This window comes from Lishizhenia tianjinensis, assembly GCF_900116425.1.
GTDB classification, from domain to species: domain Bacteria; phylum Bacteroidota; class Bacteroidia; order Flavobacteriales_D; family Crocinitomicaceae; genus Lishizhenia; species Lishizhenia tianjinensis.
Window position 1 is genome coordinate 154,089 of sequence record NZ_FPAS01000003.1, and the last position, 23,364, is coordinate 177,452.

A 23,364-nucleotide genomic window follows, 5' to 3' on the forward strand; every position below is an offset into this window, starting at 1 on the left:
CTTATTTTCGCAACAGTGTTGCAAAACTAAAACTTAAATGCAACACTGTTGCAAATTTATGGACATTTTTTCAAAAAAAAATATTCGCCCCACGACATTTCGTAAAGAAATCGTAAGCATATTCGAAGCTAAGGACCATGCTATCACTACCAAAGAGATAGAGGAAGCACTAGGAAAGCACGATAGAATTACCCTCTACCGTACCTTAAAATTGTTTATTGAAAACGGTGTAATTCATGAAATCACACTTCCCAATGAAGAAAAAACTTATGCTTTATGTGAAGAAGAATGTGCCGACGGCGAGCATCAGCACGAACACCTGCATTTCAAATGTGAGGTTTGTGAGCGCATCTATTGTATAGAATTACCTCAAGCCCCCCAATTTGATTTAAAGAATTTCATTGTAAAATCCATGGAGATTAACCTAAGAGGGATTTGTGACCATTGTAATTAAAGCAATTTAGGTCCCTCAGCCTCTTCTTCCTCCGGGTTCAATTCTTTAATTTTTTTGAGTTTACTCAACATCATTTTGGTACGCGTTCCTACCAAAGTATCCAAATCATCACTGGCAGCGTTGAGCTTCTTCTGAGCTTTTTCCAAAACACCTCCAAAGGTATGGAACTCTTTTTTGACTGCTTCTAACACCTTCCACACCTCTGAACTTCTCTTTTGAATGGCCAAAGTTTGGAAACCCATTTGAAGCGAATTCAACATAGCCGCTAAAGTGGTTGGTCCGGCAATAATGATTTTATACTCTCGCTGCAACACTGCAATTAATTCAGGATGTTTTACCACCTCTGCATACAATCCCTCCATGGGCAAAAAGATAATTCCAAAGTCGGTAGTATAAGGTGGGTCCAAATATTTATCGCTCACATCTTTGGCAAATTTCTTAATGGCATTGAGCAAAGCTTTCGAGGCCAAATCTACAGCTGCAGCATCTCCTACTTCATAGGCTTGTTGTAAACGGAGATAGTCTTCTTGTGGAAACTTGGCATCTATGGGTAAGTAGACAGGTGTTCCGCCTTGTTTCTTTCCCGGAAGTTTAATTGCAAACTCCACATGAGCACCTGAGTTTTTCTTGGTTTTCACATTGGCTTCGTATTGCTCGGGCGCAAGTATTTGTTCCAAAATATTCCCCAATTGAATTTCACCCAATACACCTCTAGTTTTCACGTTAGTTAACACGCGTTTTAAATCACCTACACCGTGTGCTAAGCTTTGCATTTCTCCCAAACCTTTTTGCACTTTTTCCAATCTATCACTCACTATTTTGAAAGATTCACCCAACCTATTCTCTAAGGTTTTGTGTAGTTTTTCATCCACGGTAACGCGAATATTTTCGAGTTGTTTTTCTGTAGAAACCACCAATTTCTCCTGCTTTGCACTCATTTCTACAAACTTCTCTTTTTGCAGTTGAACCATTTGGGTAACCTGTTGCACAAACACCTCTCTAAATTCCTTCATTTGAAGATGATAACTTTCTCTCCCTTCTTTGGCATTGTCTTGCAACACTTTTTCAAGTTTATCCAAACGCTGTTGTTGTTGCTCTGCGTTCATTTTAAGCTGTTGTAACAATTGGTTTTGCAACATTTCTACATTGGCTCTCAATTCTTCTCGGTTCACCCTAAACTCCTGAAACAATTCCTTTCTGTTTTCCTGAAGCTCTTGGTGCATCCTATCCAAAGCTTCATCCTTACCTTTCGCTTTGCTTCTCATTAAAAGAAGGAGGTTAAGTAGCACCAAAACTCCTATTCCAATACTCGTGATGTATTCCATAATTTGCCGTTTGTATGAAAATAAAAAAGCAGAACGTATTTTTTTTATGTTCTGCTTTAAATCTTATTTATTTCTTTAACTCTACTCCTAACTGCTACAGGATAACATAGAGCATCCTACCTTGTTCAAGGCCCAATCCGGACGCTTGGCAAACCATTTTTCATATTGCTCTTGTTCTTCATACGGGTGTTGCAATATTTCAAACAATTCATCCACCAAACTAAAATCATTTTGTTCAGCAGCTTCTATGGCCAATTGTGCCATGTAGTTGCGCAACACGTATTTCGGATTTACGGCATTCATTTTTTGTTTACGCACACTGGCCGCTTCACCTTCTTGTAAAACAAGGGCACCGTACTTGGTTAACCATTGCTTCCACTCTTCTTGATACTGTTCAAACTCCTCTTTTTCCAAATAAGTTTGTTGTGCAAGGGTGTGAAGATGTCCTTCTGGAGAGTTTGCCTTAACATCTGCCAATCTCCTCCAGAACATGGTCATATCCATGCTTGATTTCTCCAATAAGATCAATATTTGCTCTACAAGTGCTGCAGCCTCATCCGAACCATAGGTAACTCCTAATTTCTCACAATACATTTTCTCGCGCTGCGTAAAATAAAGCTTTTTGAATTGATTCAAACTGTTTTCTAAAGGCTCTGCTTCTCCGATTAATGGATAAATGGCGCTTCCCAATTTGTTTAAATTCCACAAGGCAATCGCGGCTTGATTTCCAAACCTATAACGTCTTCCTTGGGCATCTGTAGTATTGGGTGTCCATGTCGGATCAAAATCTTCTAACCAACCGTAAGGTCCGTAATCTATGGTTTCTCCCAAAATAGACATGTTGTCAGTATTCATAACCCCATGCACAAAGCCTACGCGTTCCCAATGAATAATCATCTCTAAGGTACGCTCCATTAATTCTTGAAAGAATTTAACGTAGGTGTCCTTCGCAGGAGTTCCTAAATTTGGATAGTATTGTTCTATTACAAAATCTAACAAGCTTTTTAAATGATGGTGTTCTTTACGGGCAGCCAAGATTTCAAAACTTCCAAAACGAACGAAAGATGACGACACCCTACAAACTATAGCTCCGGGCTCCAAAGCTGGATTTCCGTTGTACAATACATCTCGCATCACTTGATTTCCACTTAAACTTAATGACAAAGCTCGTGTTGTAGGTACTCCTAAATGATACATAGCCTCACTGCACAAGTACTCGCGTATAGAAGATCGTAAAACAGCCAAACCATCTGCACTTCTCGAATAGGGTGTAGGACCAGCTCCTTTTAACTGAAGGGTCTTCCCACCCAATGGAGTTTCTATCTCTGCAATATTAATCGCTCTTCCATCTCCTAATTGTCCGGCCCATTGCCCAAATTGGTGACCACCGTAACACATGGCATAAGGCCTTTGGTTGGGGTAATCTTGCTGACCACTAAAAATGGCTTTGGCTTCCTTTTCTGAAAATTCAATTCCTAATTCCTTCGCATATTCGGCATTATAATGCACCAAACGAGGCTGCTCGGGTTGCAAGGGTTGTACCCAAGAAAAACAGGCATCGCTAACCTTACGGATTTCATTGCTTGTTTTTACATCTGCAGGTAGAACTTGGGAAAAGAATTTTGTCTCACTCATAATACGTTGGTATATGCTACAAAGCTAAAGCTAATATCATAGAAAGAAAGGAAAATGGAGACGAAACAAAAAAGCTGACTCCTGGTTAACAAGAGTCAGCTCAAAAAAGCAATTGAGTACATTTCACAGATTAAACGTTCTGTAACGTACTGGTATTTTATAGACGTTCATGCAAGCCAATATGTTGCATCTGTTTTAGGACTCTTTGGAATTAAATATGTGTATCTATATTCTTGGCTATCGTAAAATAAAAGGTAGAGCCTTTACCAAGTTGAGAATCTACCCATATTTCTCCGGCATGCAGTTCTACTACGCGTTTACTTTGCGCCAAACCTATGCCCAAGCCTTCGTATTTCCCTCTACCGTGTAGGCGAGAAAAAAGTTCGAATATTTTGTGTTTGTTTTTTTCTGCTATACCTATACCGTTGTCTTGTACCGTAAATAAATAGTGTTCGCCTTTGTCTTTACACTTCACGCGTATTTGAGGATCCTCACCATCTTTTCTATACTTGATAGCATTCGAAATCATATTCTGAAACAACAACCTCAACTCTAAGGGATACGCCACTAAAACAGGCATTTCTTCCACTATTATCTCAGCCTTATTGTCTATTATGAATTGATGTAAATCCTTTTGAATGATATTCAATATTTCACCAACATCCAAGCGCTCAGGAGATGAAAAGTAACCTATCTTTCCCTGTGTTTGCAACTGATTTACCAACTCATCCATACGACTCGCTGATTCTTTGATATAGGTAATAATTTGTCGGCCTCTATCATCCACCTCGTGGGCATATTTATCTTCAAAAATTTGCGTTAAGCTCGCAATGGATCGAATAGGCTCTTTCAAATCATGAGAAACAAGTGAAGCGTATTGTTCCAACAGTTCATTTTTATCCTTCAAACTTTTGGTTTGTGAGGCTATACCCTTTTTTAAATCTTCATTGAAAGACTTTAACCTTAATTCCGAAACCTTTAAGCTTTTGAAAATTCTGTCTTGGGAAATAAATACGAACCAAAAAGCAACCAGAAAAGCCATGAATCGCAACACGTGCCATGTCCACCAAGAAAAATCCCACACTTCAGACTCTTCAAACATCAAGGCTGCCAAACCGAAAAGCGCGCAGTGCAGAAAGAAAAGTAAATCATCGGTGTTCTTTGTTTTTCTGTAGGTCAAAATAAAACGTATGGAGGTTAATACTAAAAACACCCCTCCCACTAGATTTAACACTATGGCAACGGAAGTAAACTTCCCCTTTTCAACCATCATTGGAATAGCATCCACAAAGTACCATGATCCTGCGCCAACAAGTCCCGTAAATAAAACTACTCCTACCAAATATTTGTAGTTTAACCTATCTACAACATCACCTGATATCCAAACAGACAGGAACAAAAGTCCTCCTAAAAAAGTAGCTAAACTGTGAAACCATACAAAGAGATTTCCCACCTCAGTAAGGGCGTGAAAAGCATCGAGCATTGCCATCCCCATCAGGGCACCGGCTATACGGGTAGCGAAAACAGGACCTATACCTGCCTTGCGCAAAGTATATATCCAGTAGGCCACGATAATCGCTAAAGAAGAACCTGCGATTTCCATCGCTGTGTGCACGGTTTCTAATATCCAAAAACTGTCTTCATAAAAGGAAGTGGCCATCCACCATCCAGTAAGGTGCAAGAGTAAACTCACTACTATTATCCCCCACAACAAAGCTTTGTTTCCCCAAAGATTTTTAGGATTTTCTATAGTAGTACTTGTGTTCCAATTCGTCAAAATAACCTTATTTGTTCAACCCCTTAACTCAATACTTGTTTGATATTGAGTTGGCCAAATTTACGGAAATGAAAACACTGTATTCAAGAAAATAAAGAAAATTCACAATTTAATGCGGACCACTAATTTCTGCCCAGACTTCTTTGCCAAGACGAGGAGCTATGGAATCTGCTGCAGGACTAAATTCTACCTGATGAAAGGCCGTTTTAAAAAGCTGATGATAATCATCGGCACACCCGCCGAAAGGAGGTCCTTGCTTTTCAAATTCAGTATCAAAAAACAAGCCTACGAGTTTCCCATCTGGTTTTACTAATTCTTTCATCTTCGCCACATATTTTGGTCGCCAAGATGGATCTATAGCACAAAAGAAGGTTTGCTCTATGATTAAATCAAACTGCTGATCTACCGCAAAAAAATCTCCGCACAGCAAATGCTCTTTCGAAAAATCAGGAACGCGTTCTTGAAAAGCATCTATGGCACTTTGGGCAAAATCTAACACGTAAACATTGGTAAAACCAAGCTTGTGTGCGTACTCTGCCTCATGGGCTCTACCCGCTCCGGGAAACAAAATTTTCAAATCCTTATTTTCTAAAGCATCTAAATAATTTTTTATGGGTGTAGAAACATTTCCTATGTCCCACCCCGTTTGGTTCTCCTGATATCTGTTCTCCCAATATTGTGCGTCTAACATGTGCTCTGATTTTCCAACAAAGTTAAAAAGTGCTGCTCAAATCTGTGTAACCTAAGTTGCCCTTTTGAAAAATTCTTGAAAGAACTATTGGTGAATTCAAAGTATCATCGTAATATTGCAATATATAATTATGGGATTAACAAAAACAGATTTATTTACCGAAGAGCAAAACGAAATTGCGAACATGGCCAAGGTATTGGCCCATCCAGCTCGAATTGCTATTCTTCAGTATTTAATAAAAAGTGAGCAATGTATCAACTCCCACTTGGTGGATGAATTAGGACTGGCGCAAGCCACCATTTCTCAGCATTTGAAAGAGTTGAAAAACATAGGACTCATACAAGGAAACATTGAAGGTAAAGCCATGAATTACTGTATCAATACAGAAAACTGGAATGCCTTTAAAAACGCCCTCGGATTTTTCTTCGAGAGCATAGAAACTAAAAAGTGTTGCTAAAAAAATTTGACAGCACCCATCGTAATATTGCAATATAAAAAATATGAAATTACAAGAATTTAGAGCCTTATTGGGTACAAAAGAAAGATTAGGATTTGAATTACCGAACGGAGAATTAGTTCCTGCTCACTTCCACGTAACAGAAGTAGGAAAGGTAACAAAATCTTTCATCGACTGTGGTGGCGTTTTACGCGATGAAACAGTAGTCAACTTCCAATTGTGGGAGGCTGACGACTACGATCACCGTTTACACCCAGAGAAATTAATCAACATCATTGATTTGGCGGTGGATAAATTAGGTTTACCGAATGCTGAAATCGAAGTAGAATACCAAGCGGGTACGATCGGTAAATTTGGAATAGAAACCAAAGGTGAAAACTTTGCGTTGACCAATAAGTTAACCAACTGCTTGGCACCAGACAAGTGCGGAATTCCGGCTTCTAAGCCTAAAATGAGCTTACAAGATTTAACTGCCAACAAGGAGGAAAATACAAGCTGTTGTTCTCCAAGTTCGGGATGTTGCTAAAATCATACAGCATGTTTGAGAAAATAGAACAACTCATCAAAACATTAGCAAACAAGGAGGTCAAAAGTACGGACCTCCTTGACTTTTTACTGGCACATCAAGCAGGTGAAAATCACCTGGTATTTGTATGTACCCACAATTCGAGAAGATCGCAATTTGGACAAGTTTGGGCCCACGTTTTGGCACATCATTTCCAGTTGAATATCAAAGCTTATTCTGCCGGAACTGAAGTTACGGAATGTAACCCAAGAACACTACAGGCTTTACACGCACAAGGATTTGAAATTTTGAGCGAAGAAGGGGAAAACCCTGTGCACAAAGTATATTTTTCTAAGGAGGCTGACCCTATTCTATTATGGTCAAAAACCATAGAGGATGACAGTCTACCCCAAGCAAATTTTGTAGCCTTAATGACCTGCGATCACGCCGATGAAAACTGTCCGTTTATACCCGGTGCACAAGCCCGCATCCCCTACCGTTACGAAGATCCAAAAGCTTTTGACGGAACAGATCTCGAAGCAAAAATGTACCAAGAACGCAGTTTAGAGATTGCTACCGATCTCCACGCTTTATTCTCACAACTTTCAAACAAATAACATGGAAGCAAAAATCGGATTTTTCGAAAAAAACCTTACTCTTTGGGTAGCCATTTGTATCGTGGCAGGAGTAACGCTTGGTCACTTTTTTCAGGACGCTATCACACCTATTGCTGAGTTCAACATTTCTACCGTAAACATCCCCGTGGCTATTTTAGTGTGGTTAATGATTTACCCTATGATGGTGCAAATCGACTTTGCGCAATTGGGAAGAGTGAACGAACACGTAAGAGGTTTGGGCTTAACAGCTACCATCAACTGGGTGGTAAAACCTATTTCTATGGCCCTGGTTTCTTACCTTTTCTTTCATATCATTTTTAAGAATTGGCTAACACCAGAATTGGCGGATGAATACTTGGCAGGAGCCATTTTATTAGGTGCAGCCCCTTGTACAGCCATGGTTTTTGTGTGGTCTTACCTTACGAAAGGAAACGCCAACTATACCTTGGTGCAAGTAGCTTTGAACGATATCATACTCTTGGTGCTTTTCATCCCCATCGTTAGTTTCTTGTTCTATTTATTTGGTATAGAATTTACAGACACACACGGACAAGCTTTGGATATTCCTTACGATGCTTTGTTTAGTTCTGTGTTTATTTTCGTGGTTATGCCCCTTATAGCAGGTTATTTTAGTCACAAAAAACTCATTAAAAAACACGGTAAAGATTGGTTTGAAAACAAGTTCTTAAAGACCTTAAAGCCACTTTCTATCGTAGCACTTTTGGCTACATTGGTCTTGATTTTCGCCTTCCAAGGAGATAAAATCGTCAATGATCCATTTGCTATTTTATTAATTGCTGTTCCCTTGGCTATACAGACATACTTCATCTTTTTCGCCAGCTGGTTTACGGGTAAGTTTTTAAAACTTCCACACCAAATTTGTGCGCCTTCTGCCTTAATCGGGAGTAGTAATTTCTTCGAATTGGCGGTAGCTGTAGCTATTTCCATTTTCGGTTTAAACTCTGGCGCAACCTTGGCAACGGTGGTAGGTGTACTTATTGAAGTACCCGTAATGCTGAGCTTGGTTAAAATTGCCAACAAGCATAAATATTAAAGTACTTTTTAGGGAGAATAATTCCTTTCAACACTCATTACTCACTCTCTATACTGTCTTGCTCTATTCTGTTTTGGCAAACGTCCGCGCTATCCATTTTAGTCGGCTTGCCCTTAAAAACAAAACATAAAAAAACCCGCAGCTTCATTAGTCGCTGCGGGTTTTCTTGTTTTATATATTTTAAGCGCAGCACCTCGCTGCCATTACTATCGCTGTTTGGGGGAATTCAAAATTTAAGGTTTAATTAACTTTTAATTGTTTCAATATACTTTGAATAATCATATTGAGAAATATTTAATATTTTCAACCCTGAATTATTAATCAAAACCAATTCATCTCCTTCACTAGCAAAGTCTCTTAGATCTGAAAACCATATCCTATAATCACCTCTACCATTTGACCTGTATAGTGACACTTGTGCTGATTTTCTTTCTGATTCTGATTTTATAAAATAAGCTTCTAGAAAAATTTTATTCTCTGGTCCAAAATCCTGTTCTGAATAATTATGGAGACTTTCTTCACTTAAGAACAATCTCACGTTTTGCGTGGCATCCATAATGCTTTTGTTTAAACCCGTAGATGTTGGAATAAGTGTAGAATAGCTAATATTTCTTTCCTCTAACAATTGTTTTACTTTATTCCCATGCTGTTCTTCTTCAATTTTACATGACGCCAAAATCCCTGCAATAACCTTTCCTCTATGCTCTCTAGCACTTAACTCATGACTTCCTTGTCTTGCTACCTCAAAATATTTCATTTCATCAGCAGAAATAAGAGATATATTATCTTCATCTCCTACAAAATATAAATCAGCTTTATTTTCTAATTCATTTAATTTTGACTCAAGTAAAGTTAAGTCTAACTTAACATTCCCTAATTTGATTAACTCGATTATTAGTGTAAATAAATTCGCCTTGTTAAACCAATAGCTCTTTTCCGACAATCCAAGACTATCAATAAGGTTTATCGCTTTGTAAAGTTTTTCAAAAACAATTTTATATATCTCAAAATCATCATTATACCTCTCTAGGTAATCATTAATCTTGGTACTCCTTCCAAAATAATGTCCCTCCAATACAGTTGAACTCAACAACATAATATACTGAGAGTCAAACATCCTTTTAATATCATTATCAGTAAAAATTCTATTTTTTTCAAAAAATTGATTTACAAAAAATCTTTGTTCTTGAACTAAATCTATTGAAGTTTCACTTAACTGTGGTTCATAGGCTTTATCTGCAATCATTTTACTAAAAATCGCAAATTCTCCTCCTCCATATTGGGCATTTAATACTTCATTCGAATTTAAAGAATAATTTGTACTGTTAATTCTTTTAAAAACTTCAATTATATTTTCCTCCCCTATATCTTTTAAATCTTTAACGGGAATAAGATAATTTAAAAAATCCCTCTTATCCTGTTCGCTTAAATCATCAAAGGACTTAACAGTTCTTTGATTTTCAAAATCATTCACACCTTGTATGTAATCAACTATGGTTGTTAGCCTTTGTTGTCCATCAACTACAACTTCTTTAGCCTGAAGTTCATTTAAATCTAAATCTGCACTTGCTATATACACCTCTGGAAATGGAAAGTTTAATAAAATTGTTTCTATAAAAGCATACTTGTGTTGCTTTTTCCAAACTAACTTTCTTTGATAATCAGGCCCAGTAATTAAACTCCCTGAAACTATTTTATTGTATAAATCAATAAGTTTTACACTATTTGCTGGTATCGAACTTCTAAGTTTCATTTAATTATCTTAATAAATTGATTTGTATATTTTTAATATTTTCTCGATGGTAGGTCTCAAAATAATGCCAGGATTTGTAAATCTCTATATTAATCTCTCTCCCAAATTCCATTTTATATTTTTCTACTGCTTTTTTAATTTCATCCGTCAACTTAAAATCTATCGGTAAAAAACGAATAGCTATTCTTCCTTTTAACGTATACTTGGCGAAAGAATTTTTGTTATCCCAATTGTTTTTGTGAAATCCTTTAAAATCATACAAATTTTTCATTTCCTTGTCGAATAAACTTGAAGAGATAATTCCTACATCTAAATCCGATTTTTTCACACTATCAAATTCATTAAACAGATATAATCCTGCTTCTGCGTTATTTGGTTTCAAACTAAAACCTAACTTTCCTGATCCAACAATTACTATATCCCTAATATGTACATTTAGAATATTCGCTATATCCTTTTTAAAATCAAATTCTTTCTTCGGTACTACGTTGGTAAAAAAGAAAGTTTCATCCTCAATAATATGCTTCTGCACTATAATATCAGGTTTTTGAGACTTACAAATGGAAATGAAATCTTCTTTCTTCATTTATTTAGGTTTTTTAAGATTTCCATTCCAATTGCTCTAGCCAATAGTGGAGGAACTGCATTTCCTACTAATGTATATTGTGGTACCGTATTTTTACGATCTTCTCCTCCTGTGGTCCGTTTTCCTTGAAAAACAAAGGTATCGTCAAAAGACTGCAATCGTGCCATTTCTCTAACAGTTAAGGCTCTCGGCCTATTATAATGTATAAAATCGTCAGGAATTGTTAAAATTGTCGGACTTTGAGACTCTGGTTTTAACACGTTATAGTTTCTTTTGTTAGAGGACAATCCACAACTATTTAATTCTGGTTGTGCATTTTTATAATTCCCGTGCTTTAAAATTACATCTAAACGTTGAATTACTGATTTACTTTGATTACTGGTTTTATGATTATTGAGTAAGTCAAAATACTTCTCACCTTTTAAAAGCGCATTTGAATCCTTAACGTAAAATGGTTTGGTCTGTGGTTGAAAACGCTCAACTAAACGCCCGTTTCTTGACCATTCAGCATAAGTCTTACCATCTTTTAAACACACTTTCCCATCGATATCCCTGTTTTTCAGAAGATTCTTCTTTTTATTAGCGGATCCATTGTACTGTTTAGAAAGGTCAACAAGGTCATAACGATGTGCTTCTTGATTATTTCCAATAAAATCCAAATCATATAACGCTTCAAAAATAGTAACCTTTTCATCTTCTGAAACAGTTGAAGGTATTTCTGATATAAATTTTTGATCCTTACGACAACCGATAAATAGAACTCTTTCTCTATTTTGAGGAACTCCATAATTTGAAGCATTTGCAACAAAAGGTTTCTCAATTTTGTAAAGTCTAATTTTCTCTAAAATACCACCCAATTCATCTTTTTGCCCTACATTACAATACGACTTTAATATATCAATAGATTCATTAAAAGAGGTTGTGTATATTTTCAGAGCAGTTATTATATCATTACAAGCACTTTTATAACTCGCTGGAATTTTTAATAATTTAAATGAAGATTCGATTTTTGAAATAATTCTATCTGGACTAATTTCAGTAAGAAAATCTGTAAAAGCTTCTACAAAATCATCTCTATCAATATCACAGTAGTCTTTTTCTTTTATTATATCACGTTTTAATTTATCCCATTGTTTTGTTCTAGACAACAGCTTAAATCCATGACGAATGGTATTCATATTGACATCTGTTTTACTTGTTCTGTAATCGACAATTTTAGGAGTTATTTTTCTAAACCGATTATCTATAAAATTAACATAATCCTCTCTTCCAGCATCCTTTTCCTTTTCTAGTAACTTTTCTAGTTCTACCCTTTTAACTAAGCAATCGAAAATAAAGGAATTAGAATCTGTTTTGTTGTTTTTGATAAACTCAATTAACAAAGGTATTTCGTTGATATCAATGATAGAGTTAATTTCATTAATTATTAAATCCTTAATCTTGCCTCCTTCCTTTGTTAGTATTCCTTTGACATTTTCCATCACAAAATATTTCGGCTGCAACACCTTAATCACCTCCAAATAGTGAAAAAACAAGTCATCCTTCTTATCAAATTTTTTACGCTTTCCTGCTAAACTAAAACTTTGACAAGGAGGCCCACCGCAAACAACATCGATACTCTTTCCATCAATTTTTTCCAACAAATTGTCTAAAAAATCAGGCTCAGTAATATCCTGTGTTAAAAACTTCGTATCTAACCCTAATTGATGATTATATCTAACCACATGAGTCAATTCACAATTTTCATTGATATCATTAGCAAGAACAAAATCAAAGTATTTGCTATTATGCTCTACTTGTAAAAAACCTTCGCTAAAACCTCCTGCACCCGCAAACAAATCAACAAATGTAATTGGCTTACCATACAGAGTAATCTGCTCTTTTACCAAATTGACACTATTATTCAGTTTATAACTTTCAATATGTTCGTTTAAAAGATTTTTTATTTCGTTCTTTTCAAATACTTTTTTACTAGAATGATGTAATATCTCGTCAGCTCTTTCCTTAAGAAAATTTAGGTAATGATTTATCTCTCTTGTTTGGTAAGATTCACCAATTGCAAGCTGTTTATTTTTATCAAAATCACTTGATTTTATTTTTTGACCGGTCGCCAACTTCACTTGATCCCCATTGCAGTTTATTCTCAAATGAATTGGTGAAAAACCTTTTTTATCAGGTCTATCTAAATAAAAGTTAATTGTTGCCATATTTTTTAACGGACGCATTTACGTACACGGACAAATTTACGGACAATTAATTTACTATCACTATAATACTAATTGGAATTTTAATAAATATTTATTTTGGTCCTGAAAAGTGAGCATAGATTCAAAACCCAACACTACTTTACCTTTGACTTTTAAATCCTCCCCTGTTACGCTTGCTCCAACTCTAACACCGTAATCTCTGGTAATATTCCTACTCTCCCGGCAAAACCTAAGAATCCAAATCCACGGTTGACGTAGAGGTTTTGTTCACCCTCGGTGTAGAGGCCAGCCCATTGTTTGTAGATGTACTTAGACGGACTCCATTTGAAATCGCCAATTTCTACCCCCATTTGGGTTCCGTGCGTATGACCAGATAAGGTTAAATGTACTTTCTTAGGGAACTCTTTGACTTGTGCATCCCAGTGGGTTGGATCGTGCGACATCAAAATATTAAATTCACCATCATTTACACCTTCGTAGGCTTTGTGTATATCTCCACGTTGTATAAAACCTGTCCCCCAGTTTTCTACTCCAACTAATTTAATTTGCTCACCATCTTTTTCCAGGGTAACGTTTCTGTTGTGCAACATTTCGAACCCAGCATCTTCGTGGTTTTTCGTTACATCTTTCACACTTTGTGCAACTACAGCTTCATCTGCTCTCCCTCTACCGTGTATGGCATAATCGTGATTCCCCAAAACGGCAAACTTACCGAAAGGAGCACTCAAACTTTTCAACAAATGGTTGTAAGGCAAAATTTCTTTAGCATCGGAGTTTACAATATCTCCAGTAAATAGAATTAAATCTGCGTTTTGTTCCTGCATCAAATCTATACCGCGTTTCACACTTTCTAAAGAATCGAAAGATCCGGAATGGAAATCTGAAAATTGAACAATTTTAAATCCGTGAAAAGCTTTGGGTAAATCTTTGGCTGCGACTTTAACTTTGTGAATTTTGTAGGCGTATTTTCCTTTGGTAATTCCATATAAGAAAGAAGAAAAGGGAATGGCTGCTAAACCTAGTCCTGCCAATTTCACAAACCTTCTGCGCTCGGTAACCACCTCAACACTTTCTTTCGACGATAATTTTTCACTAACCCATCCAAAGAAAATAAGTACATCATCCAACAAGAACACGGCGCTCATCAATACTTCTACAACCGTAAAAGTAAACATCAACGCACTAAGGAAATTACTCCAAAAACTTGGTGCTGCACCTTGGGTAAACCAGCGGTAAAAAACATATATTCCTATGAAGAAAAACAGGGCCGATACCACAAAATAACTGCGCGTAAACCACACCGATAAACTCGCTTGGTACATCCCTCTAAATACATAGAGCTTCAATAAAAAAAGCAATACCAATACAATCGTAATTACAACCCCTGCCGACATTTTCACTTGAATAAATTTAGTGGCCGAAAATTAGTGCAATTTGAAAGAAATAAAAGGTTAGGAAAAGACATAAACAAAAAAGTCACCCAAACTGGGTGACTTTTCAATATTTTTCAGACTCAAACTTAGAATTTATCGTTCCAAGCTGGAAGTTCACTGTGCATATCAAAATATTCTTGCAATACTCTTCCTTTTACGAAATTGGGTATGTCAAAAAATTCTTTATCCGCGGTAACGAACCAATAAACACGGTAAGAGTCCGCATTATTTTTAGCGAACTGTTCTTCAAAAATGGCTTGCATATCACAAGTAGCATTTTTCTTGTTGAACAAATTTTTAAGGGTGTTTTTTCCAAAACCACCTTGTTTATCTACTTCTCCAGAAGAGGCGATAAACACAAAATTTTCTTTTCCACCAACGATGCTATATACTGAAATAACACCTGGTTCATTGGGTAGGTCATCTACAACTACGTCTAGATCATCAATGTCGTGCAAGTCAAACTCCCCTTGCTCAACGTAGTTTTCTAATTCTTCAATCATTTTATATTTCTAAAATTTGTTTCGAAAATACTAAAAAAGTATTTGCCTCAAACAAATAATTAAGATTTGATTATTTCTTAACGTACTGAGTCAGAATTACTATACGTTGACCTTCTACTTTTCCTTCTATATGCTCAGGGTTATCGTGTACAAGGGTTATGTTTCTTACGGCAGTACCACGTTTTGCGGTGAATCCACCCCCTTTAACTTTCAGGTCTTTGATCAACACAACTGAGTCACCATTCTCCAAAACAACCCCGTTACTATCCACGTGTTTCACTGCATTTTCATCTTCCACACCTTCTTTTGCCCAAGCTAAAACATCATCTTCCAGGTAAATCATGTCTATTAAATCCATAGGCCAACCCTCACCTTTCAATTGATGTAACATGCGGTAGGCAATTACCTTAACGGCATCCACTTCGCTCCACATGGCATCATTTAAAACTCTCCAATGGTTTCCATCCACTTCGGCAGCACCTGTTAACTGGTCGTTACACGTTGTACAAAGGTGAACATTTCCGTTAATGTCTTTGGCATCTTTAGGGGCAACAGTATATATGGCAGTAGCTTCAGCACCACAAACTTCACAATTTCCGTTGCTTCGCTTTGTAATTTCTTTCTTCATGATTGTGTGTGTTTTTTTTGCAAAGAAAGCAATTCTTGAAGCTTATTGCCAGTTTTAATTTACCCTGTGCATGTTAAAGCGCATAGTATCACCGTTTCCGTAGACGATAGCATGTATGGAATCTGGGGCAATTATGTAGTGGATATACTTAGGAAAACTGTTGTTTTCATTCTCCGCTAAGAACTCTTGTGAGCTGTAAGAAAGCACCTTAAAACTTGTAGGATCTGGATTTACATCTTCAACCACATAAAACAATTCCTTCCCCATTTTCTTGAGTTCTATGTGTTCTGTAAACACGAGCTCATCGTTTTTAAAACGTTGACCTTCTCCTAAAAACTTTTCGTCTTGGGTGTACCATTTCTCCCTAAAAAACAAGTTTCCATTATTGTCATAAACCTCCCAGGTTCCAGAAAGATTCTCTTTGAGTTGTGTCAATTTTGATTGTTCACACCCCCCAAGAAATAGCAGTAATAAAGTAAAATAGAGCGCGCGCATTTTCTTTTAAAGTTAAATGTTACATCTCACATAATCTAATTGTGCCTGCAACATATTTCGGGTATAATAAAGTTCTATCAATTTGATACGCGCGGCCAATAAATTTTGATCTCGTGTATTGATTAAAAATTGAGAAGATTCTCCAGCATTAAATAAATTTTGCTCCGCATCCAACAAAACTTGGTACATCTGCACGGCCCTTTCTTGAACACTTATCTGAGTAATCGCATTATTTAAAGCGTTTTGAACACTCTGAATTTTATAGGATAGTTGAGTTTTTTTAAGCACCAATTTACTTTCCTGCGTTTCGAGTTTGATTTCATTCAACTTCACACTTGCACGCTCTTTTCGGGTAAAAATAGGATAGGCAAATGTAGCTCCCCATTTGTAATTGCTCAAGGTATAATCTTGTACAATTCCATTTCCCGTTTGATCTCCTAATGCATTGTATTTTACTTGAAGTTGAGGCTTTAAAGCCTCTCTTTTCATACGCGTATCTATCATCACTCCTCTGATATCATTTTGAAACAATAGAATCTCTGGGTGACTATCAACGGTAGCGTCCACATCTATCAAAGGAGGAGTACTTACAGCTGACAATTGAGGAACAAGTGTACTGTCCATTTCCAAGGGTAAAAATCCATCTTGCCATAAATAGGTATTCAACCAAATACGTTTGTTGGTTAAATCTAAATTGGCTTCCATAAATTTCAACAACCTATCTTGCACTTGTATGCTTGCCTTTAAGGTGTCAACAGCAGGTATATCTCCATACTTTACACTTTCTCTTAAATTAAGTAAACGCAATTCTACCAACGATAAATTATTGGCCAACAAGTTTTGTTTTTCGTAGGCTTTGTACCAATCATAGTAGGCTTGAGAAGCTTGCAACTTCAATTCATTGAGCATTAATTTCTGCTCCTGAACTGTATTTTGTTGCATCAATTTAGCTTGTTTCAAATCTGCTCTACGTTGGTCTATGAACATGCCTTGACCTAGGTTGACAGAAATACCTGCATTCCACAAACCCAAATCGGGAGTGTAACTTTCATCATTTAAACGGTAACCAACATTGTTGTCGTAACCTGCCATTAATTCTACCCCAAACCAAGTTGGAATTTTTAAACCGCCGTGCAGGTAACTGTAATATTGTTTTCCATCGTAATACTTCTGGTTGGCATTTCCTTCTAATTTAGGATCAAAGCCTCCTCTACCTTTTTGTAGATAAGCATCACCACTTTCTAGCTTTAATTTCGCCTGAAAAGCCATGGGATGGTGTTGCATTACCACCTCCATATACTCCTCATAGGTAAAAACCTGTGCTGAATCTTGACGGGTTGACTGCCCCATTGAAACGAAGGGCAAGAACATCGCTAAAAAGATTAACTGTCTCATTTCTTCGTTTTTTTATCTTGTTGCTCTTTGGCTTTGTAATATTCTGGAGGGAAGCCATTAACGTTACGCCAGAGTTCGTACCACACAGGAACATCTCCTAACATAATTAAATTGGTTGCTCCAGATCCAACTCTCAAAGCATCTGGCCATGGAATTTGTTCAGGATCTTGTTTCACCAAAACTCTATATTTTCCATTAGCAGAAATAAACTGGTCTATGGCATATATCTTTCCACTGTAGGTACCGTGCGAAGCATTTGGCCAACCTGAAAAGATAATTGCAGGCCATCCATCAAACTGTATACGAACCTCTTCACTTACCTGAATTAACGGTAAATCTATAGGCTCTACATAAAGTTCTAGGGCCAGTTCGTAATCCATAGGCATGAAAGAAAGAATTTCCTGTCCTTCTTTTATTATTTCCCCTATACCATAAGTGGCAGTTTTGGTAACATAACCGTTTTGTGGTGCAGTAATGAAATAAAGTCCATTCCTAAACTCGTAATTACTGTAAGTGTTTTCTAATTTATTTACACTTCCTTCCGCTTCATACTGCTGGGTTAAAGCTGTAATTCTGTCGGATTGCAACTTGTTTAAATCGCTTTGAAACTTAACTTCTATATTGCTCAGTTCTATGCTCAAATTCGTTACTTCGTTTTGGGCATTGTACCATTTGTTTCGAGCAGAAAGAGCATAGGCTTGTGTTTGCTGTAATTTCAATTTACGTTGCTCGTAGTCGTATTTCGACTTCAAACCTTGTTGATACAAACTATCTATACGACTAAACTGCTGCTGAGCAATGTCGTAATTCGTTGCCTCTGCAGTAGCTGTGATACTATCGTTTTGAACTTTAAGTATAGCCTGTTGCAATTTATTTTTGGCTTGCGAGAGTTTTAAATCTCTTTGCTCCTTTAATACAGCTATTTGATTATCGATTACCGCAATTTTATCTGAATAGTTCGTAACCGACTGCTTCTTTAAGTTTACTTGATTTTTAGTACGGGCCAATAACTTATCATCGAAATAAGCGTCTTTGATTTCCTTTATCTTAAGGATGGTATCCCCTTTGGAAACAAAATCACCTTCTTGTACAAACCAGGTTTCTACTTGACCTCCGATAACAGAATTCAAGCGTTGTGGCCTGTGTTCTGGCTTAAGTGTAGTCACAAAACCTTCAGACCTTATGGTTTGGGTCCATGGCAAGAAAGAAGTAATGATAACCACGATAAATAAAGACAACAAAATGCGTCGTAACACCTTACTCGTGGTCTTTGCTTCTACGTTAACAAGTGTAGAATAATTTCCCTTCCTAACGTACTTATAAACTTTGTTATGAGATATGTTTAACATTTTACTTTAGGTCTTTAATCGTTTTATCCTTCACTTCTAATACGCGGTCCATCATCGTTCTAATTTCGGTAGAATTAGACACCATAATCAAGGTCCAACCATTTTCTCTTTCTGTTAAAAACCTCACGATATCCAGTTTTTCATCTTCACCCATAGAAGAGAAAACATCTTTCAACAACAAGAGTTTTGGTCTATCAACTATAGTTCGTGCCAACAATAACTTGTCTACCACCCCTTTAGAGAATTGTTTTCCTTGTGGAGAAATTTGCGTAGATAAACCATCAGGCAAAGATTTGATGTATTTGGTTAACCCAACACTTTTCAAAGCCCATTTTACATTTTCCATGGTTGCCCTATCTCTTCCCATGGTAATATTTTCTAATACGGTACCTTCAAACAAAGATTCATTTAAGAACAAGGCTCCTACCGATTCTCTTAATTTCTGAGGATTATAATTTCTGGCTGGTAATTCATTCAATATTACACTCCCTTGAACGGGTTCATACAAGTTAGAAATTAAATAAAGTAACGTTGATTTTCCTTCATTAGAAGCTCCGGTCAATAACACATTACTTCCTCCTTCTATTCTCAGGTTGAGATTTTTAATAACGAGTTCCTTTTCGTACGGGTAAGAAAAAGAAAGATCCTTCACTTCCACAGAAATACCTCCATCACATTCTTCATCTTCCACACTCATTCCTTCATTCGCCTCCAACTCAAGGTCTGTTACTTGAGCTATCTTCTCGATAGAAGCTAATAAATCGTAGATTGTTTCTAAACTTTGGATGATTTTCTCTACAGACCCCATTACCAAAAGGATGATAATCTCTGCTGCGACGAATTCACCAATATTCATTTGCTGTTCCATCACCAAAACAGAACCTACAATCAGTAATCCTGCAGCCACCAATACCTTAAAAGCAACCATTAAAACATACTGGTACTTCAAGATTTTAAAGTGTTGATCTCTGGAATCTATATATTCTTCTGTGTAGTTATTTACACGACGCATCGGTAACTCTGCATTTCCTGCCAATTTAAAACCAACACTAGAACGCGCCATTTCTTCTAACCAGTGCACCACCGTATACTTGTGTTTAGATTCTGTTAAACTGGTTGACAAACCTTTGGCACTTGTCAATTTAAAAATAGCATAAACCAAGACCACCAACACCATACTGTAGACGATGAAGAAAGGGTGGTATAAACACAGTAATATAAGTCCGAAAACGGTTTGAATAGTAGCCGTTGAAAAATCTATCAATACTTTAGAAAGTCCTTTTTGCACAGCTACCACATCGAAAAACCTGTTCATCAATTCTGGCGCATAATGCCTGTACATGGCCTCCAATTTGATGCGCGGTACGCGGTAGGCAAATTCAAATGCTGCACGCGTAAATACTTTCTGTTGTAAGTTCTCTGTGATCTTTAATTGATTGATTTGTAGAATACCAGAAAAGATAATTCCGAGTAATACAAAAGAAACCAATACCATCCAAGAAGTTGTCATCTTCCCCCCTTGTATCAGGTTGATGATGGCTTGAATACCAACGGGTAACGACAAACTCACCAAACCATTAAAAAAGGCGTAGACGTAAATATTTCTTATTTCTTTCCCATCTGGTTTTAACAGTAACCAAAATCTGTTGATGGGAGTCAAAGTTTTATCCATAGTATGTTTAATGTGTTAAATTTAGGGCAGGCGAAATCAGGCTTTAATGTTCTTAAAGCTCTGGAGGTGGTGTAGAAGGCAAGTAATTCATACTATTAGGAAGCAGTAAAGCAATTTCTTCCTTTACTTTTTTACTCCCTTCAAAAACAGTGGGAATGGAAATAATGGTTTCTGAATAAATTTCTTCTTCAAGATCGAACGACGGTACTTCCTCTCCGTCTATGTCCTCCCCTGTTTGTTCAATAAGAAAACTTAATTTCCCATCTTCCGAAACTGTGGTGAAACCAATATTCAAGAAAATAAAGAAGCCCATGAATAGTAGAATAAACCCACTACGCAGCAAGAACTTGTATGTTAATTCATCTTTTCTCACGCTTCAATTTCTTTAAAAACGAGGTCCATGTAAAAATCACTTACCGCGTCTTCTCCTTTAATCACATCGGTTAGTTTGGGTAGGTGTTCTGCAAAATACCTTTGATGTTGTGCTCCACCAATCACAGTAGAAACTAACATGTGCGGGTATTTAAAATCGGGATTAACCTCTAAAACTAAATCGGCTACACCCTGAACAACATCCTTATATTGTTTAAAGTAACCCATTTCATTTTCATGATCTACCGCTTTGCTAAAATACGCTTTCCCTGATTCCGAAATAACTATGCGACTTAATTTTTCTTCATCAACTTGAGAGAAGGTAGCATCTTTTTGGGTCTTCTCTACCAAAACCTTTAAGGCTCTTCTCAACCTTTCTTTGGGATCTTCTACATTGGTAGTGGCTAAAATCAACCTGTACTCCTGCCAACCCCAGTACCACAAAAGAAGATAAACCAAAAGATTATGCTTACAGGTAAAATACCTGTAAATAGATGCCTCTGTACTCGATATCGCCTTGGCTAACTTCTTGAAAGTAAAGTCTTCAAAACCGATTTCGTCTATCATATCTATAGCCCCAGCAACAATTTTTTGTCCCAGCACAGTTGAATCAGGCTGTTTTAAATACACCTTTTCACTGACTTGAATCGTTATTTTCCCTGCAAAGCCTTCCATAATAATTTGACTACTCACAAATATAATAGTAATACTATCACGTTGTATTAAATAACTATTAAAATATTATTTAAGTCGTTAATTGACATTTTATTAAGGATGAAAGTTTTTAGCATTAGGACTCCAAGATAGATTAATATCAAAATTTCACCATCAAACTATTCTTTATATCTTAGAGGGCAAACTATAAAACAAAACTTATGAAAATATTCTACGCAACCGCTATGGCCCTTGCTTTATCAATCACAGCACTGGCTCAAGACTTCACATACCCAATAGAACAGCACTGGGTGGCTACAGTTACCAATCCAAATTTTCAGGGGTATGATATAGATATCAACACTCCTTCTCCGGAAGCTATTCAATACAATTGGGAATTGATTTCGAACACTTTCCCTTCAGCTTGGAGTTATTCTTTGTGTGATTACGGAGGTTGTGCTGTAGGTATTCCATCGAGTGGATCTATGAACCCAATTAGCTTGTCTGAAGCTGAAAACGGCGTAAAAGGATGGTTTAAACTAAACTTAACAACAGGCTCAACTGCAGGAACTGGAAAAGTAGAAATTTACGTTTACGACTCCAATGATTACTCAAGAGGAGATACTGTATCTTGGGAAATTTCTTGGGACCCACAAACTGCAGCCATAGAGAATAATGAAAGTACTGAAATCTCAATGTTCCCTAATCCTGCAAACGATCAGGTAACCATCAATGGAATTGGAGATTATACGGCTACGATATACAACAGTCTTGGTGCTGAAGCCCTTTCAATTGAAGGTAAAGAGAACACACCTTTCGATGTATCATCTTTAGAAAGTGGTGTTTACATTGTAGCCATAAAAACTTCTACAGACGAGGTTTTAACGAAAAGACTTGTTATTAAATAATCATACTATTATGACAAAATTTATACTTGCGAAGAGTCCTGTACTCTTCGCATTTTTATTTTTCTGTGCACTGCATTCTCATGCTGCAACCATAGAAGATACTCTTTACATCAACAGGGGAAACATGTTAGCTGTTGACAGCACCTCTATTCCTTATTTTGCATTTAACACATCGAGCACCTTCAACAAGGAAAATAAACGTTTGATTATGAATGCCGGCGACATCATGATGCTTACCGTAATCAATACAGATACCGTAGAACACGGATTTGACATTAAAGGTTACCCAAACATGGACACCCTTATTTCTATGCAAGATACCGTATCCCTTACTTTTACTTATCAAAATCCTGGAGCACACATATTCTATGACCCATCCTTTTCTGAAGGATACAGATACATGGGACTCGCAGGCATGATAGTAGTTAAAGACCCTACTTCTACTGCCAGTAATTTTTACTGGAACATGAAGGAACACCAAGTGGCCTTTAATGAAGCCCTCAACCAAGGCTCGAGCGTCAACTGGAACAACTATTACCCTGATTATTTCACCATTAACGGTAAAAGTAATCCACATATCAACAACGATACAAATGCAAGAGTAATAGGAAGTGTTGGAGATACGATACACATCTACATGGTAAACACGGGGCAATCCTTACATTCTATACATTTTCATGGTTACCACTTGAGAATTATGTCATCTACTAAATTCCCCAACCATGTAGGAAGATCTAAAGACACCTTCCCTGTTTATAGCATGGAGGCTGTGGTCTTAGAATTGGTACCCGATCAACCAGGAGAATACCCCGTTCACGATCACAACTTAGTTGCGGTTAGTGGAGGAAATATTTATCCGAACGGTATGTTTTTAACCCTATTAATCGACTAAGT

At 36.8% G+C, this 23,364-nt stretch carries 23 protein-coding genes; 7 read left to right on the forward strand and 16 right to left on the reverse strand.

Going from position 1 to position 23,364, the window contains the following annotated elements:
* Nucleotides 1-58: 58 nt before the first annotated feature.
* Nucleotides 59-454 carry a Fur family transcriptional regulator gene (locus BM327_RS10405; RefSeq protein WP_170853738.1) on the forward strand — a complete coding sequence of 132 codons (396 nt, stop codon included), beginning with the start codon at nucleotides 59-61 and terminating at the stop codon, nucleotides 452-454.
* Here the strand turns inward: BM327_RS10405 and rmuC are convergent.
* The 4 genes from rmuC to BM327_RS10425 all read right to left on the reverse strand — a co-directional run bounded on the left by rmuC (nucleotide 451) and on the right by BM327_RS10425 (nucleotide 5,882).
* Nucleotides 451-1,779: a DNA recombination protein RmuC gene (gene rmuC / locus BM327_RS10410; protein WP_090249179.1), complete on the reverse strand. Its 1,329-nt coding sequence runs from the start codon at nucleotides 1,777-1,779 to the stop codon at nucleotides 451-453. The two genes, BM327_RS10405 and rmuC, sit on opposite strands and share 4 nt — an antisense overlap.
* 87 nt (nucleotides 1,780-1,866) lie before the next feature.
* Nucleotides 1,867-3,414: a protein adenylyltransferase SelO gene (locus BM327_RS10415; RefSeq protein WP_090249181.1), complete on the reverse strand. Its 1,548-nt coding sequence runs from the start codon at nucleotides 3,412-3,414 to the stop codon at nucleotides 1,867-1,869.
* Nucleotides 3,415-3,625: 211 nt separating this feature from the next.
* Nucleotides 3,626-5,191: a sensor histidine kinase gene (locus BM327_RS10420; RefSeq protein ID WP_090249183.1), complete on the reverse strand. Its 1,566-nt coding sequence runs from the start codon at nucleotides 5,189-5,191 to the stop codon at nucleotides 3,626-3,628.
* 109 nt (nucleotides 5,192-5,300) lie between these two features.
* Complete coding sequence (locus tag BM327_RS10425) at nucleotides 5,301-5,882, reverse strand: methyltransferase domain-containing protein (RefSeq protein WP_090249185.1); 582 nt, start codon at nucleotides 5,880-5,882, stop codon at nucleotides 5,301-5,303.
* Nucleotides 5,883-6,012: 130 nt separating this feature from the next.
* Here BM327_RS10425 and BM327_RS10430 point away from each other — a divergent pair, with 130 nt between their 5' ends.
* The 4 genes from BM327_RS10430 to arsB are packed head-to-tail and all read left to right on the forward strand — an operon-like array spanning nucleotide 6,013 to nucleotide 8,515.
* Complete coding sequence (locus tag BM327_RS10430) at nucleotides 6,013-6,339, forward strand: ArsR/SmtB family transcription factor (RefSeq protein ID WP_090249187.1); 327 nt, start codon at nucleotides 6,013-6,015, stop codon at nucleotides 6,337-6,339.
* Between the two features lie 43 nt (nucleotides 6,340-6,382).
* Complete coding sequence (locus BM327_RS10435) at nucleotides 6,383-6,865, forward strand: DUF6428 family protein (RefSeq protein ID WP_090249189.1); 483 nt, start codon at nucleotides 6,383-6,385, stop codon at nucleotides 6,863-6,865.
* Between the two features lie 11 nt (nucleotides 6,866-6,876).
* Nucleotides 6,877-7,461: an arsenate reductase/protein-tyrosine-phosphatase family protein gene (locus BM327_RS10440; protein ID WP_090249190.1), complete on the forward strand. Its 585-nt coding sequence runs from the start codon at nucleotides 6,877-6,879 to the stop codon at nucleotides 7,459-7,461.
* Between the two features lies 1 nt (nucleotide 7,462).
* A complete protein-coding gene (gene arsB, locus BM327_RS10445) occupies nucleotides 7,463-8,515 on the forward strand; it encodes an ACR3 family arsenite efflux transporter (protein WP_170853739.1) in 1,053 nt (350 codons plus the stop codon).
* 244 nt (nucleotides 8,516-8,759) lie between these two features.
* On the opposite strand, the gene BM327_RS10450 is transcribed toward arsB, so the two are convergent.
* The 12 genes from BM327_RS10450 to BM327_RS10505 form a co-directional block, all read right to left on the reverse strand.
* A complete protein-coding gene (locus BM327_RS10450; protein ID WP_090249192.1) occupies nucleotides 8,760-10,268 on the reverse strand; it encodes a DUF262 domain-containing protein in 1,509 nt (502 codons plus the stop codon).
* 4 nt (nucleotides 10,269-10,272) lie between these two features.
* Nucleotides 10,273-10,854 carry a hypothetical protein gene (locus tag BM327_RS10455; RefSeq protein WP_090249194.1) on the reverse strand — a complete coding sequence of 194 codons (582 nt, stop codon included), beginning with the start codon at nucleotides 10,852-10,854 and terminating at the stop codon, nucleotides 10,273-10,275.
* Nucleotides 10,851-13,061 carry a DNA cytosine methyltransferase gene (gene dcm, locus BM327_RS10460; RefSeq protein ID WP_090249196.1) on the reverse strand — a complete coding sequence of 737 codons (2,211 nt, stop codon included), beginning with the start codon at nucleotides 13,059-13,061 and terminating at the stop codon, nucleotides 10,851-10,853. Before dcm ends, BM327_RS10455 begins: the two co-directional genes overlap by 4 nt.
* Before the next feature lie 167 nt (nucleotides 13,062-13,228).
* Nucleotides 13,229-14,455, reverse strand: a complete 1,227-nt coding sequence (locus BM327_RS10465) for a metallophosphoesterase (RefSeq protein ID WP_090249198.1) — start codon at nucleotides 14,453-14,455, stop codon at nucleotides 13,229-13,231.
* A 125-nt stretch (nucleotides 14,456-14,580) separates the two neighbouring features.
* Nucleotides 14,581-14,997, reverse strand: a complete 417-nt coding sequence (locus tag BM327_RS10470; protein ID WP_090249200.1) for a hypothetical protein — start codon at nucleotides 14,995-14,997, stop codon at nucleotides 14,581-14,583.
* Nucleotides 14,998-15,067: 70 nt separating this feature from the next.
* Nucleotides 15,068-15,625, reverse strand: coding sequence for a PhnA domain-containing protein (locus tag BM327_RS10475; RefSeq protein ID WP_090249202.1), 558 nt, complete (start codon nucleotides 15,623-15,625; stop codon nucleotides 15,068-15,070).
* Between the two features lie 54 nt (nucleotides 15,626-15,679).
* Complete coding sequence (locus tag BM327_RS10480; protein ID WP_090249203.1) at nucleotides 15,680-16,060, reverse strand: hypothetical protein; 381 nt, start codon at nucleotides 16,058-16,060, stop codon at nucleotides 15,680-15,682.
* Nucleotides 16,061-16,132: 72 nt separating this feature from the next.
* Nucleotides 16,133-17,515 carry a TolC family protein gene (locus tag BM327_RS10485; protein WP_090249205.1) on the reverse strand — a complete coding sequence of 461 codons (1,383 nt, stop codon included), beginning with the start codon at nucleotides 17,513-17,515 and terminating at the stop codon, nucleotides 16,133-16,135.
* Entirely contained in the window at nucleotides 17,512-18,864 is a 1,353-nt protein-coding gene (locus tag BM327_RS10490; RefSeq protein WP_090249207.1) for an HlyD family secretion protein, read from the reverse strand. The genes BM327_RS10485 and BM327_RS10490 overlap by 4 nt, the downstream gene beginning before the upstream one ends.
* Nucleotide 18,865: 1 nt before the next feature.
* The gene (locus tag BM327_RS10495) at nucleotides 18,866-20,536 is read right to left on the reverse strand and encodes a peptidase domain-containing ABC transporter (protein WP_090249210.1); all 1,671 of its coding nucleotides are present in this window, start codon (nucleotides 20,534-20,536) and stop codon (nucleotides 18,866-18,868) included.
* Between the two features lie 52 nt (nucleotides 20,537-20,588).
* Nucleotides 20,589-20,909: a hypothetical protein gene (locus BM327_RS10500; RefSeq protein ID WP_090249212.1), complete on the reverse strand. Its 321-nt coding sequence runs from the start codon at nucleotides 20,907-20,909 to the stop codon at nucleotides 20,589-20,591.
* Nucleotides 20,906-21,583, reverse strand: a complete 678-nt coding sequence (locus BM327_RS10505; RefSeq protein ID WP_090249215.1) for a TetR/AcrR family transcriptional regulator — start codon at nucleotides 21,581-21,583, stop codon at nucleotides 20,906-20,908. The genes BM327_RS10500 and BM327_RS10505 overlap by 4 nt, the downstream gene beginning before the upstream one ends.
* 200 nt (nucleotides 21,584-21,783) lie before the next feature.
* Between BM327_RS10505 and BM327_RS10510 the strand changes: the two genes are divergently transcribed.
* Both BM327_RS10510 and BM327_RS10515 read left to right on the forward strand, forming a co-directional pair.
* Nucleotides 21,784-22,470, forward strand: a complete 687-nt coding sequence (locus BM327_RS10510) for a T9SS type A sorting domain-containing protein (protein WP_090249217.1) — start codon at nucleotides 21,784-21,786, stop codon at nucleotides 22,468-22,470.
* Nucleotides 22,471-22,480: 10 nt separating this feature from the next.
* Nucleotides 22,481-23,362 (forward strand): multicopper oxidase domain-containing protein, encoded by an 882-nt coding sequence (locus BM327_RS10515; protein WP_090249219.1) that lies wholly within the window; start codon nucleotides 22,481-22,483, stop codon nucleotides 23,360-23,362.
* The last annotated feature ends 2 nt before the right edge of the window (nucleotides 23,363-23,364 follow it).

Excerpts from the sequence above, each read along its gene's own strand:
- BM327_RS10465 (WP_090249198.1), bottom strand. The coding sequence starts at position 14,455 with ATGTCGGCAGGGGTTGTAATTACGATTGTATTGGTATTGCTTTTTTTA.
- dcm (WP_090249196.1), bottom strand. The coding sequence starts at position 13,061 with ATGGCAACAATTAACTTTTATTTAGATAGACCTGATAAAAAAGGTTTT.
- BM327_RS10435 (WP_090249189.1), top strand. The coding sequence starts at position 6,383 with ATGAAATTACAAGAATTTAGAGCCTTATTGGGTACAAAAGAAAGATTA.
- BM327_RS10405 (WP_170853738.1), top strand. The coding sequence starts at position 59 with ATGGACATTTTTTCAAAAAAAAATATTCGCCCCACGACATTTCGTAAA.
- arsB (WP_170853739.1), top strand. The coding sequence starts at position 7,463 with ATGGAAGCAAAAATCGGATTTTTCGAAAAAAACCTTACTCTTTGGGTA.
- BM327_RS10485 (WP_090249205.1), bottom strand. The coding sequence starts at position 17,515 with ATGAGACAGTTAATCTTTTTAGCGATGTTCTTGCCCTTCGTTTCAATG.
- BM327_RS10510 (WP_090249217.1), top strand. The coding sequence starts at position 21,784 with ATGAAAATATTCTACGCAACCGCTATGGCCCTTGCTTTATCAATCACA.
- BM327_RS10505 (WP_090249215.1), bottom strand. The coding sequence starts at position 21,583 with ATGGAAGGCTTTGCAGGGAAAATAACGATTCAAGTCAGTGAAAAGGTG.
- rmuC (WP_090249179.1), bottom strand. The coding sequence starts at position 1,779 with ATGGAATACATCACGAGTATTGGAATAGGAGTTTTGGTGCTACTTAAC.
- BM327_RS10470 (WP_090249200.1), bottom strand. The coding sequence starts at position 14,997 with ATGATTGAAGAATTAGAAAACTACGTTGAGCAAGGGGAGTTTGACTTG.
- BM327_RS10515 (WP_090249219.1), top strand. The coding sequence starts at position 22,481 with ATGACAAAATTTATACTTGCGAAGAGTCCTGTACTCTTCGCATTTTTA.
- BM327_RS10475 (WP_090249202.1), bottom strand. The coding sequence starts at position 15,625 with ATGAAGAAAGAAATTACAAAGCGAAGCAACGGAAATTGTGAAGTTTGT.
- BM327_RS10430 (WP_090249187.1), top strand. The coding sequence starts at position 6,013 with ATGGGATTAACAAAAACAGATTTATTTACCGAAGAGCAAAACGAAATT.
- BM327_RS10425 (WP_090249185.1), bottom strand. The coding sequence starts at position 5,882 with ATGTTAGACGCACAATATTGGGAGAACAGATATCAGGAGAACCAAACG.
- BM327_RS10415 (WP_090249181.1), bottom strand. The coding sequence starts at position 3,414 with ATGAGTGAGACAAAATTCTTTTCCCAAGTTCTACCTGCAGATGTAAAA.
- BM327_RS10495 (WP_090249210.1), bottom strand. The coding sequence starts at position 20,536 with ATGGATAAAACTTTGACTCCCATCAACAGATTTTGGTTACTGTTAAAA.
- BM327_RS10450 (WP_090249192.1), bottom strand. The coding sequence starts at position 10,268 with ATGAAACTTAGAAGTTCGATACCAGCAAATAGTGTAAAACTTATTGAT.
- BM327_RS10490 (WP_090249207.1), bottom strand. The coding sequence starts at position 18,864 with ATGTTAAACATATCTCATAACAAAGTTTATAAGTACGTTAGGAAGGGA.
- BM327_RS10440 (WP_090249190.1), top strand. The coding sequence starts at position 6,877 with ATGTTTGAGAAAATAGAACAACTCATCAAAACATTAGCAAACAAGGAG.
- BM327_RS10455 (WP_090249194.1), bottom strand. The coding sequence starts at position 10,854 with ATGAAGAAAGAAGATTTCATTTCCATTTGTAAGTCTCAAAAACCTGAT.